This window comes from Parabacteroides goldsteinii (assembly GCF_020091425.1).
Lineage (GTDB): Bacteria > Bacteroidota > Bacteroidia > Bacteroidales > Tannerellaceae > Parabacteroides > Parabacteroides goldsteinii.
The window spans coordinates 1,836,989-1,855,299 of sequence record NZ_CP081906.1 but is presented as its reverse complement, the minus strand read 5'-3'; the positions used below and the strand labels follow the sequence as shown (position 1 = coordinate 1,855,299).

Genomic DNA, 18,311 nt, shown 5'->3' with positions numbered 1-18,311 from the left:
AATTTCACTCTTTACCCAAGGTTTCAACGGTAAATGTTTCCGCCTCCGTGCCATTGCCGCGTCCCTCTTCCAGACGTACACTGAAAACGACTGTGCCTGTTTGTAATTCGGGAGAAGCATGTACTGTGACTTCATAAGTGATGGGAGTATCATGGGCAACCCGGGCAATCCGAACAGGTTCGGATAGTTCCAGGTTTTCTCCTTCTTCCAGTTTGACTACCGGAAGTACATTCAATGCATCCTGAAAACTGTTATTCACAATCACAAAGGAAATACGGCAAGTTTCTCCTGCATCAATCTTTTGATTATAGGTGATGCTATCTTCATCCAGAAGAATATCCTCTATCTGCAAGTCTGGAAGGAGGACGTGAGACGACGGTGTATATTTCGGACTTCTCCTTACAATATGCGTTTCCTCTTCCGTACTGGCTGCAATCGAAGCACCGGCAACGCCACCCACAGCCGTTCCTATAAACGCACCTATTTCACCACCATTCTCATCATTGATCGCCTCTCCGATCAATCCACCGAAAAGCCACCCGATAAAAGAGCCGACCTGTGCGCCAAAACCGACCCGGTCTTCACTACTCATATTCCTCATGGAGCCGCAACCCGGCAGAAGCAATAAAGAGAGCATTATGGATAGAATCACATTTCTCATATAAAAATTCTTCAGTTTGACTTTATGACATCGGAAAGAGCAAAAACCCCCATTCAATTCCATTTTTTTATGTAAGTTTGCGGCCAGTTAAACAAAGAATAATGATCAATCAATTCCAGACACCATCCGCAGATCTGCAACGCCAATATGACCTCCTTCAAATGGAGTATGAATATGAGAAAGAGACGTACAGGCAACAAGCCGAACGGGTGGGTATTCACAGGAAAATACAACAGGGACTTTGCTGGTATCCTGTGATTCCGGGAAAAAGTTATTATAATTCGCTCAATCAGCTCGTCATTGAAATAGAACGCAGGGACGATAAGGAGATCGAACATAATTTTGAATACGGACGTCCGGTTTGTTTCTTTACGACAAACGGAACCGGCAGTTCGCGTTATCTGAATTTCTCCGGCATCATCAGCTATGTACAGGACGACCGGATGGTCGTCGTCCTTCCGACACCTTCCGCTTTATTCGACCTGCAAAACGTTAACAGTGAACTGGGTGTTCAACTCTACTTCGACGAGACAAGCTATAAAACGATGTTCAATGCACTATCCGGTGTAATGAAAGCAAAAAATAACCAGCTTGCCCATCTGCGTGATGTGTTGCTGGGGAAGACACCGACCAGCCGGAGAAACCTGTTCCCGATACGTTTCCCGTGGTTAAACACAACCCAGGAGGAGGCGGTCAACCATGTGCTGTCGGCTAAAGAAGTATCTATCGTACATGGCCCTCCCGGAACCGGGAAAACAACGACACTGGTCGAAGCGATCTACGAAACGCTGCACAGGGAAAACCAGGTAATGGTCTGCGCCCAAAGCAATACGGCTGTCGACTGGATATCGGAGAAGCTGGTAGACCGGGGTATCAACGTACTCCGTATCGGCAACCCGACGCGGGTGAATGACAAAATGCTTTCATTTACGTATGAACGGCGCTTCGAGTCGCATCCCGACTACTCCGAACTTTGGGGAATCCGCAAAGCAATCCGGGAGATACAATCCTCTTTCCGTAAGAAAAGTCACAGCGAAAAGGACACGGCCCGTAACCGTCTTTCCCGCCTGCGCTTCCGTGCCACCGAACTGGAGGTGCAGATAGACGCCGACCTGTTCAGCGAAGCCCGCGTCATAGCATGTACGCTAGTGGGATCTGCCAACCGGGTGCTGATCAACCATAATTTTACCACCCTCTTTATCGATGAGGCAGCACAGGCGCTGGAAGCTGCCTGTTGGATTGCCATCAACAAAGCGGACAGGGTGATTCTGGCTGGCGACCATCACCAGCTTCCTCCTACTATTAAATGTATAGAAGCTGCCCACGGTGGACTGGACCGTACTTTGATGCAGAAAGTAGCAGCCGGCAAACCTGAGACTGTCTCCCTGCTTAAAGTACAATACCGGATGCATGAAGATATCATGCGTTTCTCGTCCCGCTGGTTTTACCAGGATGAGTTGCAGGCTGCGCCGGAAGTAAAGTACCGCGGTATCCTCGCCTACGACACACCTGTCGTGTGGTTCGATACGGCAGATTGTGATTTTGAGGAAGATCAATTATCCGAAAGCCAGAGCCGGATCAATAAAAAAGAGGCGGAACTACTGGTGGAGCAACTGCAAGCCTATATCGAAAAGATCAGTAAAGAACGCGTACTGGACGAAAGCATCGACTTCGGACTGATCTCTCCCTACAAATCACAGGTGCAATATATCCGCGGCTTGATTAAACGGAACTCTTTTTTCAAACCCTTCCGCAAACTGATTACCGTCCATACCGTAGACGGTTTCCAGGGCCAGGAGCGCGATGTGATCATGATCAGCCTGGTACGTGCCAATGACCAGGGAAATATCGGTTTCCTGAACGACCTGCGCCGCATGAACGTTGCCATCACCCGTGCCCGAATGAAACTGATCATACTGGGCGATGCCTCCACGTTGACAAAACATACTTTTTATCGGGAATTATACAAATACATCACAGCCAACGGCCATGTGATCCCATTAAAACCCGCAACAGAAACAGACGATTCTATTCACCGGAAATAAAATAAAGATGAACTATAAACTACTGGTCCTCGATCTGGACGGAACACTGACAAACAGTAAAAAAGAGATCACGCCTTTCACCCGGGAGGTATTAATAAAAGCCCAGCAACAAGGTCTCCATCTGGTTCTGGCCTCCGGACGCCCTACTTACGGTATCGTTCCACTGGCAGAAACGCTGGATATGAAAGAGTACGGAGGTTTCATCCTCTCTTTTAACGGAGGAAAAGTGATCGAAGTGAAAACCGGAAAGGTCTTTTACGAACAGGCCCTGCCACCAGACGTTATGCCCCTGATCTATCAACGTTCGTATGAAGCCGGACTGACAATCCTGTCTTACAACGGCAAATACATCCTGACCGAAAATGCAGCAGACAAATATGTTCAATACGAATCATTCCTGACCAAAATGAAGATAAAGGAAACCGACGACTTCCTGCACAATCTACAGCTCCCAGCCGACAAATGCCTGATAGTCGGAGAACCGGAAGACCTGGTTCCGCTGGAAGAAAAACTGCGTCAGGAACTAGGCCTTCGCCTCAATGTCTATCGTTCGGAACCGTTTTACCTGGAAGTCGTACCCAAAGGGATCGACAAAGCCGCTTCGCTGGAACGCCTATTGGAACGTGTACAGATAAAAAGAGAGGACGTTATCGCCATCGGTGACGGCTACAACGACCTCTCCATGATCAAATTTGCCGGACTCGGCGTTGCTATGGCAAATGCACAGCCTCCCGTAAAATCAAATGCAGATCGGATCACTGCATTTACGAATGATGAGGATGGCGTTGCACATTTCATTCATGACTTACTCAATAGTAATACCCACCAAAATATACATGAAATAGGTTAAAAAGATACTAACAAGATGGTCTTTATTTTTATTGGATGCGTTTATAAACCAGGATTTTTATGTAGATTTGTAATCTAAACAAAAAAACAGCAAGCCATGAAGTACAAATTATTGGTTTTAGACGTAGACGGGACATTGCTCAACAGTGAAAAAGCAATTACTGCCCGTACCCAGGCTGCTTTACTGAAAGTTCAGCAAATGGGAATACACATTGTATTGGCATCCGGCAGACCGACCAACGGGGTTATGCCGCTCGCAAAGGCTCTGGAACTGGATCATTACGGTGGTTTCATACTCTCATATAACGGTGGCCAGATCATCAACGTACAAACGGGTGAACTGCTCTTCGAGAAACGTATCAACCCGGAGATGCTGCCTTACTTGGATAAGAAAGCGAAGAAAAACGATTTTGCCATTTTCACATATCATAAAGACTATATCCTGACAAATAAACCCGACAACAAACATGTGCAGGAAGAAGCCACGTTAAACAATATGCGTGTGATCGGTGTTGATAATTTCCCGGAAGCAGTCGACTTCAGTCCTTGCAAGTGTGTGCTGGCAAGCGACAACGAAGAAGAACTGGTAGGATTGGAAAATCACTGGAAGAAACGGCTGGACGGTGTATTGGACGTATTCCGTTCGGAAGATTTTTATCTGGAGGTGGTTCCCCAATCCATCAACAAAGGAAACACTTTAGGCGTATTGATGGAAAAGCTGAAAATTACGACCGAAGAAGTCGTAGCGATCGGCGATGGAATTGCTGATGTCCCCATGTTACAGCTTGCCGGGACCAGCGTAGCGATGGGCAACGCCCGTGATTCGGTTAAGGTCTGTACGGATTTCACCACGCTGACCAACGATCAGGATGGTGTGGCAATAGCCGTAGAAACCGCTATCCTTGCTGCCATCAAACCGACAGAAGTTCCTTTGGACCAGTTGAATATACGGGCTAAACATGCACTGATGGGTAACCTGGGTATTCAATATACTTATGCATCCGAAGACCGTGTGGAAGCGACAATGCCGGTCGACGAACGTACACGACAGCCTTTCGGCATACTGCATGGCGGAGCGACTCTGGCATTGGCTGAAACAGTTGCGGGATTAGGCTCCATGATACTGGCTAAGCCGGACGAGATTGTAGTCGGAATGCAGGTGAGCGGCAGCCATATGTCGTCGGCCCACGAAGGCGATACGGTACGTGCCGTCGGGACAATTATTCACAAGGGACGTTCTTCACACGTATGGAATGTAGATGTGTTTACCTCTACTGATAAGTTGGTATCATCCATACGTGTCGTAAATAGTATATTAAAAAAGAAATGATAGACTCACTGATCAGGCAGGGCCGGAGTTTTGCAATCTATCGTATTCCGGGGGAAGAAGAACCCCGGTTCGTGATGCAAGCCTCCGGTTCTGCCCGTCTTTTATATAACATCGAGGACCTGAATGAACAACAGGGCTTCGTCATCGCTCCGTTCCGGGTCAGCCGGGAATGTCCCATCGTGCTGATTCGGCGCGATTATAGCGAATTGCCGGATAACAGTCAACCGGATTACATCCGAATGGATTTGGAGTTTCATCCGAATGGAACAGAAAACCCATCCGAACGGAAGACAAAAGACAACTATACACATTGTTTCGATTCCTTTATCAAGCCTTTGCAGGAGAGACAGCTGGACAAACTGGTACTTTCGCGCAGTCTGACACTCGACAGGGAATCCGGCTTTTCGCCTGCAAAGGCTTTTTATAAGGCCTGCAAACAGTATATCCGTTCTTATGTTTACCTCTGCCATACACCGGAAACGGGCATCTGGCTGGGAGGAACCCCAGAAATTATCCTCTCGGGAGAAAAGGGCGAATGGCATACGGTTGCGCTGGCAGGAACACAGCCTTTACAGAACGGCGAACTGCCGACTTATTGGGATGAGAAAAACAAAAGGGAACAACAACTAGTCTCCAATTATATCCACGACCAGCTAAGTTCACTGGGTATCGAATCGACGATGGAAGGTCCCTATTCGGCACGTGCCGGGGCTTTATGTCATCTGAAAAGTGATTTCAGGTTCCGGCTGGACAGTAACGATAAGCTGGGTAGTTTGTTGAAACTGCTACACCCTACCCCTGCCGTTTGTGGATTACCCAAAGATGACGCCTACCGTTTTATCCTGGAAAATGAAGGTTACGACCGCCGTTACTATTCCGGTTTTATAGGTTGGTTGAACCCGAAAGGCAGAACCGACCTGTATGTAAATCTGCGCTGCATGAATATCAATAAGAAGACACAGACACTCTATGCCGGAGGAGGATTGCTCTCCTCTTCAGAGTTAAGCGACGAATGGCAGGAAACGGAAGACAAACTGCAAACGATGCGGGCCTTATTATGATAGACAGGCGTTTTGCGTTAGATATTATATGTACTTTTGTAAGCAGAATAAGATAAATATAATATATGTATACCGATAAGAAAAACATTCTTCAGTTAGTGGCCTTGCTCAAGGAGCATAGTATAAGTAAAATCGTATTATGTCCGGGAAGCCGTAATTCGCCTATCGTACATACGTTGGCGAATCATCCGTTCTTCACCTGCTATTCCGTCACCGACGAACGAAGTGCCGGATTCTTTGCCATGGGCCTGGCATTGCACGGAGGAAAACCGGCAGCTGTTTGCTGTACTTCGGGTACGGCTTTGCTGAATATCCATCCGGCTGTGGCGGAAGCCTACTACCAGCATGTTCCTCTTATCGTCATATCGGCAGACCGTCCGGGAGCCTGGATAGGCCAAATGAACGGACAGACTTTACCCCAACCGGGCGTATTCGGTTCCCTGGTTAAAAAATCGGTCAATCTGCCGGAAATTCATACGGATGAAGATGAATGGTATTGCAACCGTCTTGTCAACGAGGCACTACTGGAGTTGAATCATCATGGGAAAGGGCCAGTTCATATCAATGTGCCGATCTCCGAGCCTTTGTTCCAGTTCACTACTCCCGAATTGCCGGAAGTGCGCGTTATCACCCGTTATCAGGGATTGAATGTGTACGACAGGGAATACAATACCCTGATCGAACGGTTGAACAGCTATAATAAACGAATGATCATCGTCGGCCAGATGAGCCTGATTTATCTTTTTGAAAAGAAGATATCCAAGCTACTTTATAAACATTTCGCCTGGCTGACCGAACATACAAGCAACAAGACCATTCCGGGCATCCCGGTCAAAAACTTCGATGCAGCCATTTATGCCCTGCCTGAAGAAACGCAGGAAAAGATGGTTCCCGAACTGGTTATTACCTACGGCGGACACATCGTATCCAAACGTTTAAAGAAATTCCTACGTGATAACCCGCCGATAGAACATTGGCACGTATCGGCCGATGGTGAAGTGGCTGACTTATACGGTGTAATGACTACCGTAATAGAAATGGACCCGTTCGAGTTTCTTGAAAAGATTGCTTATCTGCTGGAAAATAAGCCGACAGAATTTCCACGTGTCTGGGAAAACAATACGAAGAGTCTGCCGGAACCGGAGTTTGCTTATTCGGAAATGGCAGCAATCGGTCGTTTACTTAAGTCATTACCGACTCCGTCAGCCTTGCATTTAGGCAATAGTTCGACGGTACGATACGCTCAATTGTTTACATTACCCGAAGAAGTTGAAGTTTGCTGCAACCGGGGAACAAGCGGAATAGAAGGTTCATTGTCCACGGCTATCGGCTATGCGGTAGCATCCGACAAATTGAATTTTGTGGTGATAGGCGATCTGAGCTTCTTTTATGATATGAACGCGCTTTGGAACAGCAACTTCGGCTGTAACCTGCGCATCCTGTTACTGAATAACGGTGGCGGCGAAATCTTCCAGGCACTGCCCGGTTTGTCGATGTCAGGAAAGACACACCGCTTTGTAACGGCTACACATAAGACTTCGGCACAGGGCTGGGCTACCGAACGGGGATTCCTCTACCAGGGCGTACACGACACGGCAGAATTGGAAGAAGCCATGAAAGTGTTCACCGATCCGAATCCGATCAATCAACCCGTATTGATGGAGGTATTCACCGACAAAGATGAAGACGTCCGCCTGCTGAAAGAATACTACCATAGTTTAAAGACGTTATAATAAACAATACTCTAAATAAAGATTTTATGTCAACACAAAGAGAATGGAAACAGATAAAAGAATATGAAGAAATCTTGTTTGATTTCTACAATGGTATTGCCCGTATCACTATCAACCGCGAACGTTACCGTAACGCCTTCACTCCCACCACGACAACTGAAATGAGCGATGCGCTTTACATTTGCCGGGAACGTCCGGATATTTGTGTCATCGTTTTGACCGGAGCCGGCGACACCGCTTTCTGTGCCGGCGGAGATATGAATGTGAAAGGCCATGGCGGGTATATCGGTAAAGACGGCGTTGCCCGTTTGAATGTACTCGACGTACAGAAACAGATTCGCTCCATGCCAAAGCCTGTCATCGCAGCCGTCAACGGTTTTTCTATCGGTGGAGGTCACGTTTTGCATGTCGTTTGTGACCTTACCATCGCTTCTGAAAATGCCATCTTCGGGCAGACGGGTCCTCGTGTGGGTAGCTTCGACGCAGGTTTCGGTTCGTCGTATCTCGCCCGTATTGTCGGCCAGAAAAAAGCACGCGAAATATGGTTTCTTTGCCGGAAATACAATGCACAGGAAGCACTCGACATGGGACTGGTAAACAAAGTCGTTCCCCTGGATAAGCTGGAAGATGAATATGTGGAATGGTCTGAAACCATGATGATGCACAGTCCGCTTGCCCTGCGTATGATCAAAGCCGGACTGAATGCTGAACTGGACGGCCAGGCCGGTATCCAGGAGCTGGCAGGCGATGCCACCATGCTTTACTACATGACCGACGAAGCCCAGGAAGGCGGCAAAGCATTCCTCGAAAAACGCCGCCCGCGTTTTGAAGATTATCCCAAATTTCCGTAATCAGAACTAAACTATATATTAAATAAAATGGAACAATACCTTAAACTACAACAAGACTATCGCCAATGGCTAACTGAATTAAAGGAGAATATCCGGAAAAGCCAGATAAAGGCGGCCATTGCTGTAAACAGCGAATTAATCCACCTTTACTGGAGCCTTGGCGAACAAATTGTGGAGAAACAACAAAATGCTCAATGGGGAAGCGGATTTATAGAACAATTGAGTAAGGATTTGCAGGCTGAATTTCCTGATATAAAAGGGTTGTCAGCTGTCAATCTTAGACGTTGCAAACGATTTTATCTTTTTTATAATCAAGAGAATACAATTTGGTCACAGCTTGTGACCAAATTGTCAGACTCCACTATCTTTGAAATACCTTGGGGACATCATATTCTTTTATTAAGCAAAATAGGCTCTTCCCAGGAAGCCCTCTTCTATATTCACAAAACCATCGAAAATGGTTGGAGCCGTTCCATATTAGAATATCATATAGAAAAGGACCTGTTTCACCAACAAGGGAAATCAATCAATAACTTCACTCAAACATTACTTCCCCCTCAAAGTGAACTGGCAAACGAATTATTGAAAGATCCTTATCATTTCGATTTCCTTCAATTATCGGAGAAAGCATTAGAACGGGATATTGAATGCGGCCTGGTCCAACAAATATCTAAATTCCTACTTGAATTGGGCAAAGGATTCGCTTATATGGGACATCAATATCTTCTGAAAGTTGGGAAAAAGGAATATCGCTTGGATCTTTTATTTTATCATACCCGTCTAAAAGCATACATAGTCATTGAACTGAAAGCAAAGGAATTTGAACCTGAATTTATAGGGAAACTTAACTTTTACATTTCCGCAATAGATGAATTAGTACGTGATAAGTATGACCGCCCAACTATTGGGATATTACTTTGCAAAGGGAAAGATGATTATGAAGTTGAATTTTCCCTTCGCGATATAAACAAACCTATTGGAGTAAGTTCATATACATATAATGAATTACCTAAAGAATTACAGGATGCTTTACCAAACTTTAAGGATCTAAACAATCAACTGAACGATTATATTAAACAGAATAATGAGAACAACGCATTATAGAATCCGGATAATTCCTAAAGTTTTACACTTCAAGCAACCGGCAGGGACTTCACGGGGGACTTATACGATTCGAAAGAGCTGGTATTTGGTTCTTACCGCTGATGAAATGCCCGGACGATTCGGGATAGGTGAATGTGCTCCACTCCCTAAACTGAGTTGTGACGATCTGCCGGACTACGAAAAAAAACTGGCAACCATTTGTCACCAAACAGAACAGAACGGAATGCCCGACACCGAAGCTCTGCGTTCCTATCCCTCCATCTTATTCGGACTGGAAACGGCTTTCCGCCATTTCCAAACGGGTAATTTTGCACTTTGGGATACAGACTTTTCACGAGGTAAAGCAGGTATCCCAATCAATGGCCTGATCTGGATGGGTGACTATAAAAAGATGCTGGAACAAATCGAGGTCAAAATGCAATCAGGCTTTCGCTGTATTAAGTTGAAGATTGGGGCAATTAATTTTGAAGAGGAACTGGCTTTATTAAAACATATCCGTGCGCATTTTTCTGCTAAAGAAATAGAATTACGGGTAGATGCAAACGGAGCCTTCTCCCCTGACGATGCCCTGAACAAGTTACAACGGCTTGCCGAACTGGACCTGCATTCCATCGAACAGCCTATCCGCGCCGGGCAGTGGGAAGAAATGGCACGACTCACTTCCGAAACACCTTTGCCTATTGCTTTGGATGAAGAACTAATCGGCATCAATACAATAGAAAGGAAAAAGGAACTCTTATCAGTTATCCGTCCGCAGTATATCATACTGAAACCGTCTTTACACGGCGGAATAAGTGGCGGACAGGAATGGATCGAGGAAGCTGAACAACAAAAGATAGGCTGGTGGATTACTTCTGCGTTGGAATCGAATATCGGATTGAATGCCATTGCACAATGGTGTGCAACATTCAATAATCCTTTACCGCAAGGACTGGGAACAGGGGCTTTATTTACGGACAATGTGGAGATGCCGCTCTCCATTCGCCAGGATTGTCTCTGGTACGATCCGAAGAGTAACTCATTCCCCTCGGGGGCAGGGGGTGTGTTAATGCCTGTTCCGGAACGAAATGATAACACACCCCTTATCCCCTCTCAAGAGGGGAAACAGTTACTTACAGATTGTAATAAACAACTGTTACAGTTAGAGGACGGAACGGTTTGTACAGCAGAAAATATACAGCAATTAATAACTAATCTACCTGCCGATGCACCAGAGATACGTCGGGATTTATACAAGTTCCTGGCCGACTGGTTCAACGAATCTCCCTACATCACCGTTCATACTTCCGGCTCTACCGGAACTCCTAAAGAGTTCTCTGTCCGCAAAGAACAGATGATGCAAAGTGCTATCCTTACCTGCTCTTTCCTTCATCTGCAAAAAGGAGATAACGCACTGTTGTGTATGCCATTGCAATATATTGCCGGCAAGATGGTGGTCGTACGGGCCTTAGTTGCCGAATTGACTCTCATTCTGCGCACGCCTTCCAGTCATCCGTTGGCTGATGTAGAGATTCCGCTTCGCTTTGCAGCCATGATACCGTTACAGGTATATAACACGCTTCAAGTACCGGAAGAAAAAGAACGCCTATGCCGGACAGAGATACTAATCATAGGAGGAGGCGCCATAAATAAAGAACTGGAAGCAGAGGTCAGGACATTACCCAATATCGTCTATTCGACCTATGGCATGACGGAAACACTTTCTCATATCGCATTGTGCAGGCTGAACGGCCCCGAGGCTTCTTCAGCCTACACCCCTTTCCCTTCCGTACAATTGTCTTTATCGTCTGAGGATACACTCATTATCAACGCACCACTGGTTTGCGACGAGACATTAGTGACAAACGACATCGCACAGTTGCATCCGGACGGTACTTTCTCCATTCTGGGAAGGAAAGACAACATCATTAATACCGGAGGTATAAAAGTACAAATCGAATCAGTGGAAGAAACACTACGTTCAATAATTTCTGCTACCTTTGCGATAACGGCTATTCCACATCCCGGATTAGGAGAAGCCATTGTGCTACTGATGGAAAAGACGGCAGACATTGAAGGCCTTTCTGATAGAATAGCCTCTCTCCTGCCTAAATACCAACAGCCTAAATATATCCGGCAGGTCGATGCCATCCCACTCACCGGCAGTGGTAAAACAGACCGGACAGCCTGTCGTTTATTGGCGGCAAAGCTAATCTGATTATCATTTAAAACACTATACTTATGAGGTATTTTGCACTTACCGTATTATCATTCCTAACCCTTTCGCCCGCCTACGGACAGAGTGGGGAAAGTTGCCGGTTCGCACCGGACCCGACGCTTCAGAAACCGGAAGTCTATGCCGGATATGATTGCGTCAATCTGTTGGACAGCACGTCCGTAACCGTACAACCGACCGGTTCCGGTTCATTTTCTGTCTGCAAGACTATCAAAATTCAGACTCCCCGGGGAGCAGTGAGTAACCGTATCATCAAATATGATTACGACCCGCTGACGGCTTTCGCACAATTCAAGAGAGCGACCGTCTACCGTGCCAACGGCGATGTAATCAACCTGGACGTTACACAAGCCTGCGACTATGCGGCTCCGGCCCGCGCCATCTATTGGGGCGCCCGCCAGATCATGCTTGAAGTAGGCCAGCTGAATCCGGGAGATATCATCGAATATGAAATCGACAAGAAAGGTTTCACCTACGCCCTGCTGGCCGACGGCAGCGATGACGAATCCCGCTTCATCCCTCCCATGCGCGGACAATTCTATGACATCGTTCCTTTCTGGGTGACGGAACCGACCGTACGTAAAGTATATAAAGTATCCATTCCGATGGAGAAAGAAATGCAGTTCCAGTTCTATCAAGGCGACTGCGCCTCTTCCATGCGCTATGAAGATGGTCGGAAAGCCTATACCTTCTCCACCAACAATGTGATGCCGACCAAACGTGAACCTAACATGGTCGACCTGTTCGATGCCGCTCCGAAACTGATGATGTCGTCCACTCCTAAATGGCAGGATAAATCATTATGGTTCAATAAGGTTAACGAAGATTACGGAAGTTTTGCTCCACTGCCGGAAGCACAGAAAAAGGTAGACGAGCTTATCAAAGGGAAGAAAACAGAAATGGAAAAGATAGCCGTCCTCACCCACTGGGTTGCCGACAATATCCGTTACTCCGGCATCTCGATGGGCAAAGGCGAAGGTTATACCCTTCACAATACCAAGATGAATTATACCGACCGTTGCGGTGTCTGTAAAGATATTGCCGGAACGCTGATATCCTTCCTCCGTATGGCAGGTTTCGAAGCCTATCCCGCTATGACAATGGCAGGCAGCCGTGTGGAAAGTATTCCGGCCGACCACTTCAACCATTGTGTAGCCGTCGTTAAATTATCCAGCGGTACATATATGCCGCTCGACCCGACCTGGGTTCCTTTCTGCCGCGAACTATGGAGCAGCGCCGAACAACAACAGAACTACCTGCCGGGAGTTCCCGAAGGTTCCGACCTTTGCCTGACTCCCGTTTCCGCTCCGGAAAACCATTATGTACGTATCAAAGCAAACAATAAACTGGATGCCAAAGGCACACTGACCGGACAATTCACCATCACGGCCGAAGGACAATCGGACAGCAATATCCGCGGCATGTTTACCCGTGGCTGGCAGTCACAATGGAAGAACATGCTTGAAAGCCAGTTGCTGAACGTATCCCCGAAAGCCCGTCTGATTAGCGTGGATTATGGAAAAGATCCGAAAGACTATCAAGCGGCTCCCATCAAAATCACTTTCCGCTATGAAATACCGGAATATGCTATCCCGGGTAAAGAGGAACTGGTCTTCAAACCGATGGTAATGAACAACCTGTACAACCAGGTAAAGAGTTACCTGCGCATCAATACCGACCTGCCCGAACGCCAGTATGGTTTCAAGGATGGTTGTTCACGTCTGGTGGAACTGGACGAAACCATCCAGCTTCCGAAAGGATACACCTTGTTGAATGAAGCTAAGAACGAAAGCAAGCAAAGCGATGCCGCCGACTTCGAAGGCTCATTAAGCCAGGATGGTGATAAAATAACGCTTCACCAGAAGCTGGCTCTAAAGAAACGTGTATATGAAGCTGGCGACTGGGACGGTTTCCGTTCTGCCGTTAATGCACACAAAGGTTTCGGTGATTATTTAATTATTAAAAAATAAAAGACAATGACTAATATACTACATAAACTGGCACTGCTTCTCTGCCTGCTGGCTATTACAGCATCCGCATTTGCCGGCCCGGAAGCTGAATATAAGAAGCTGTCGAAAGCATATACATTGAATGCAGACGGAAGCCAGGAGTTCCGTTACAACATGGAACTTACGCTTTTCACACATACGGCCATGAACGGTACTTACGGGGAAAGTTTCATCGTTTACAATCCGCAATACCAGGAACTGAAAATCAATTCCTCTTATACCAGACAGAAAGACGGCAACATTGTCAAAACGCCCGACAATGCCTTTGTGGAAGTACTTCCCCGGACCGCAGCCGATGCCCCGGCTTACAACCATCTGAAAGAAATGGTCGTTGTCCATACCGGTCTGGAACTGGGAGCAACCATCTATCTGGATTATACGCTGACTTCCAAACCAGGGTATCTGCCGGAGCTGGATATTTATAACGAGCTATTACAGACCTCTCCGGTAAAAGAATATACCATTAGTCTGTCTGCACCGGAAAGCAAACCGTTATCCTACACTTTGCAGTATAACAATGCCAAGCCGGCCATCACAACAGCCAACGGCATGAAAACCGTTACCTGGAAATTACAGAACCTGCCGGCTTCTTCCCGCGACCCGTTCGTTTCGGCTGCCAATGGCGACGTTCCTTTCCTGACTGCAACCACTTATGCTTCGAACGGAGACGCATTGAAAGCATTGTATGCACAGTTCACTCCCGCCAGCGACGTCCAGTTAACTGCCATTGCCGAAAACCTGACAGAAGGTAAAAAGAACGATACGGAAAAGCTACAGGCCATCCTGAAACACGTAACGGAAAACCTGGGTTACAGTCGCCTTTCGTTGCCGGATGCAGGATATAAAATCCGTTCGGCAAGCGATGTAATCTATTCCGCCTACGGAACCGAAGCTGAAAAGACAAATCTGCTGAACGGCCTGTTAAATGCAGCAGGCATCAAAGCCGAAACGGCAGCATCCTACAGTGTGAATGCCGAACCGGCCAGTTGCGGGCTGAGTGCCATAAAAGAACTGGTCGTTATTGCCAATGCAGACGGTAAACAGTATATCATGTCTCCATCATCCAATAAAATGGCTGCTGCGGGTTCGAATAACCTGACACCGGTCATCAGCCTGACCAAAGGTACGCCTGTAACAATCAGCACCCCGTCTACCGACCTCACTTATAAGGTTACCCTTTCCGTCTCTCCGGAAAAAGCAGATGCAAAAGTCGATGCAACTATCGGCAATGCTTACCTCCCCTATTACGGAGCTTATCTGTCTACCTATGCCGGTGCCGACAAGGAAGCTAAAGAATCGAAGACCGGTAACGGAACGACAATCTCCTATACTGCATCCCAACCTTTAAAAGCGAACAACGGATATGTTATGGTTTCACTGCCCGATGCCCCGGTCAGCCTGGCACATAGTTACTATTGCAATATGAACAGTACCCGTAAAGAAAACCTGCTGTTGCCCTGCAAAGCAAACGAACAGTATACCTATACTGTTCAAGTACCGGAAGGGATGAAACTAGCTACTCCGGAAGCAGTTAAAACAATTGAAAACGCTGCTGGTAAGGTAGTCATCTCCGTTAAGCAAAACGGAAACAACGCAGAGGTAGAACGCTCTTTGCTACTGAACAAACAGCTCTATACTCCCGCTGAATTCGGCAACTTGCGCACCCTGTTGACCGAATGGGGAAATCAGTGCGGCAAAACATTGTTATTGTCAATTAACTAAGCGAATACAATCAGTAATTTAAACAAGGATGGAACAAGATAATTCTACTGTTCCATCCTTGTTTTTTTGTTGAATAATAATAACTTTACAGTCAAATATTAATATCTTAAACCGTTGATCTATGCAAATACTATCAAATCTACTCCTGACACTATTATTATGTTGTATTCCGGGATTTACTTACGCGCAAAGCTTATCTCTCGAGTTATATCCCCAACCACAACAAATTGTTATATCCAACCAGCAATATGTGCCGTCTCATGGATATACATTACAAGGTATCAGCAATCCGGACGCCGACGCAGTGAAAATACTGAAAGAAGCATTGCCTTTCGTCCAATCAGGCAAGTCATTACCGCTGGAAGTCAAAAAGCTGAAAGCCAGAACACCCGAAATGGAACGTTCAGGTGCTTATATCCTGGATATTTCAAAGAAGAAAATCACTATCGAAATTGTGGACGACCGTTCATTATTCTATGCCGCCCAAACACTCAAACAACTGGTCGGCTACAATGAAGCAGGCAAACGCACACTTCCGTTATGTACGATTACCGACTATCCTGACGTACTCCATCGGGGAACTGTCGAAGGCTTCTACGGTACTCCCTGGAGCCATGACGACCGTATCAGCCAACTTCGTTTCTACGGCCAGTTTAAGATGAATACTTACATCTATGGTCCGAAAGACGATCCTTTCCACAGTGCCAACTGGCGTGAACCCTATCCTGCCGACCAGGCAAAGCAGATTAAAGAACTGACAACCGAAGCTGCCCGCAACAAGGTAGACTTCGTCTGGGCAATCCATCCGGGACAGGATATCAAATGGAATGCAACCGACAGTAACAACGTGATCACCAAGTTCGAACAAATGTACGACCTCGGTGTACGTGCTTTCGCTGTCTTCTTTGACGACATTTCCGGTGAAGGAACAAACGCAGCCAAACAAGCTGGCCTGATGAACTTCATCCAGAAAGAATTTATTGAAAAGAAAAGCGACATACAGCCATTAATCATGTGTCCGACCGAATACAACCGTTCATGGGCACGGACCGATTATCTCGATATCCTGGGCGAACAACTTCACCCGGCTGTCCATATCATGTGGACCGGGAATCGTGTTGTAGACGATATTACCCTGGAAGGTCTTGAATGGGTCAACAAGCGTATCCGCCGTCCTGCCTATATCTGGTGGAACTTCCCGGTAAGCGATTACTGCCGTGACCACCTTTTGATGGGACCCGCTTATGGTCTGGACACTCAGGCTTCCAATGCGATGTCCGGTTTCGTTGCTAACCCGATGGAACGCGCTGAAGCCTCCAAAGTCGCCTTGTTCGGTGTTGCCATGTATAGCTGGAATATACACAGTTACGACCCGCAACTGGCTTGGGAAAAGGCTTGCGAATATTTAGTACCCAAAGCAGCCATCGCCTTCAAGACATTCTGTGAGAATAATAGCGATCCGGGACCTAACGGTCATTTATATCGCCGTGAGGAATCTACCCGCTACCAGGCACAGGCCGACAAATTCCTTACCGGTTACCGCAACGGACAGTTCGGCGAAAGAGATGCAAACCAACTGGGTGCCTTATTCGCACAGATACAGGCTGCTCCCGAGTTGATATACAATCAGGGAGACAATAAGGCACTGATTAAAGAAATCAATCCTTGGCTTATGCAGTTCGAGTTACTCGGAAGATGCGGTTCCAATGCTCTGCGTATGGCTCACGCCTGGTATGAAAAAGACCGCCAGAACACCTGGCAACGTTTCCTCGAAGTATCTGCCGTTATGGACAGTATGAAACTGGTTAACCGTACTTTTAACCAGAATCCGTATCAGAAAGGTGTAAAAGTAGGTTCAAGAGTCCTGATGCCGCTTATTGAAGGTTTATACAGACAGACCAGCCGCAACCTACTTTCGACAGCCGATACACCTTCCAACGAAATCAGAGTTAGCACAGCTTCTACCATTACTAATATAGATCAGTTGAAAAACCAACCCTGGTCGGAAGACGAGAATCTGATAGCCTATGTCCCCATGCTTGAAGTGGTAAAAGTCGAACCCAACCAGTATCTCGGCCTCGGATGGGAAATCCAAAAGGACGCCGAATCTTTCACGTTCAATTTACCTCAAAGTAATGTGGACGGACGTGCATTCGAATGGTCGGAAGACGGTAAGACATGGACTATCCTTTCTGATATTCCTGCCGACCGGACAAAGTTCACCGTTACTACAATTCCTCTGAACGCTCATTTTGTCCGGATGCGCAACAATTCCGGCAAACAGATGGAACTGAAGGTTGCCGCTTTTTCCGTAAAGACAAAGGAAGCACCAGAAATCAACGAAGAATTGATGATGTACGATCTCAATCTGAGTACTTATAAAACGTTGAAACCGGGCGAAAAGGTTGAAGTGAAATGTAACGGTGTAGACAAGTATATCGAATTCTTCTTGTCCGGCAATAACGATAGTATGGTTTCCATCTCCGGTGTCAACAATGACGGCGAAAACAATATGCTATATTGTGGCTACGTCGGCTATGTGAAGCTGAACAAAATTTCATTTGATGATATGCAAACGCTGATAATCACTCCGGCAGGTAAAACTCCGGTACAAATTCACCAGATTGTCAGGGAGTAAATCATAAATTTCTTCCGGGAATAGCACCGCTTCGTTATTCCTTCATTTAACCGACAACATATTAACACATTACAGGTGACGCAGATATAGCAA

General features: G+C 46.5%; 12 protein-coding genes and 1 pseudogene. 12 read left to right on the top strand and 1 reads right to left on the bottom strand.

From position 1 onward, the window contains the following. Nucleotides 1-4: 4 nt before the first annotated feature. Nucleotides 5-661: a glycine zipper family protein gene (locus K6V26_RS08670; RefSeq protein WP_195585625.1), complete on the bottom strand. Its 657-nt coding sequence runs from the start codon at nt 659-661 to the stop codon at nt 5-7. A 101-nt stretch (nt 662-762) separates the two neighbouring features. Here K6V26_RS08670 and K6V26_RS08665 point away from each other — a divergent pair, with 101 nt between their 5' ends. From K6V26_RS08665 to K6V26_RS08610, 12 genes and pseudogenes are all read left to right on the top strand, one after another. Further along, nucleotides 763-2,706 carry an AAA domain-containing protein gene (locus K6V26_RS08665; protein ID WP_224265120.1) on the top strand — a complete coding sequence of 648 codons (1,944 nt, stop codon included), beginning with the start codon at nt 763-765 and terminating at the stop codon, nt 2,704-2,706. Between the two features lie 7 nt (nt 2,707-2,713). Further along, entirely contained in the window at nt 2,714-3,556 is an 843-nt protein-coding gene (locus tag K6V26_RS08660; protein WP_224265119.1) for a Cof-type HAD-IIB family hydrolase, read from the top strand. 96 nt (nt 3,557-3,652) lie between these two features. Then, nucleotides 3,653-4,885: a Cof-type HAD-IIB family hydrolase gene (locus tag K6V26_RS08655; RefSeq protein ID WP_224265118.1), complete on the top strand. Its 1,233-nt coding sequence runs from the start codon at nt 3,653-3,655 to the stop codon at nt 4,883-4,885. Continuing rightward, nucleotides 4,882-5,946 (top strand): isochorismate synthase, encoded by a 1,065-nt coding sequence (locus tag K6V26_RS08650; RefSeq protein WP_007656347.1) that lies wholly within the window; start codon nt 4,882-4,884, stop codon nt 5,944-5,946. Before K6V26_RS08655 ends, K6V26_RS08650 begins: the two co-directional genes overlap by 4 nt. Before the next feature lie 65 nt (nt 5,947-6,011). After that, a complete protein-coding gene (gene menD, locus K6V26_RS08645) occupies nt 6,012-7,679 on the top strand; it encodes a 2-succinyl-5-enolpyruvyl-6-hydroxy-3-cyclohexene-1-carboxylic-acid synthase (protein ID WP_224265117.1) in 1,668 nt (555 codons plus the stop codon). A gap of 26 nt (nt 7,680-7,705) precedes the next feature. Beyond that, on the top strand, nt 7,706-8,530 hold the full coding sequence (gene menB, locus K6V26_RS08640; RefSeq protein ID WP_224265116.1) for a 1,4-dihydroxy-2-naphthoyl-CoA synthase: 825 nt from the start codon (nt 7,706-7,708) through the stop codon (nt 8,528-8,530). A 27-nt stretch (nt 8,531-8,557) separates the two neighbouring features. Then, the gene (locus tag K6V26_RS08635) at nt 8,558-9,634 is read left to right on the top strand and encodes a PDDEXK nuclease domain-containing protein (protein WP_224265115.1); all 1,077 of its coding nucleotides are present in this window, start codon (nt 8,558-8,560) and stop codon (nt 9,632-9,634) included. After that, a pseudogene (locus K6V26_RS08630) lies at nt 9,615-10,637 on the top strand (o-succinylbenzoate synthase); the annotation flags it as partial. The gene K6V26_RS08635 and the pseudogene K6V26_RS08630, both read left to right, overlap by 20 nt. A gap of 45 nt (nt 10,638-10,682) precedes the next feature. Beyond that, complete coding sequence (locus K6V26_RS08625; protein ID WP_224265821.1) at nt 10,683-11,831, top strand: AMP-binding protein; 1,149 nt, start codon at nt 10,683-10,685, stop codon at nt 11,829-11,831. A 23-nt stretch (nt 11,832-11,854) separates the two neighbouring features. Then, nucleotides 11,855-13,819 (top strand): DUF3857 domain-containing transglutaminase family protein, encoded by a 1,965-nt coding sequence (locus tag K6V26_RS08620; protein ID WP_224265114.1) that lies wholly within the window; start codon nt 11,855-11,857, stop codon nt 13,817-13,819. A gap of 6 nt (nt 13,820-13,825) precedes the next feature. After that, on the top strand, nt 13,826-15,580 hold the full coding sequence (locus tag K6V26_RS08615; protein WP_224265113.1) for a DUF3857 domain-containing protein: 1,755 nt from the start codon (nt 13,826-13,828) through the stop codon (nt 15,578-15,580). A 121-nt stretch (nt 15,581-15,701) separates the two neighbouring features. Continuing rightward, a complete protein-coding gene (locus tag K6V26_RS08610) occupies nt 15,702-18,218 on the top strand; it encodes a beta-N-acetylglucosaminidase domain-containing protein (protein WP_195585620.1) in 2,517 nt (838 codons plus the stop codon). The last annotated feature ends 93 nt before the right edge of the window (nt 18,219-18,311 follow it).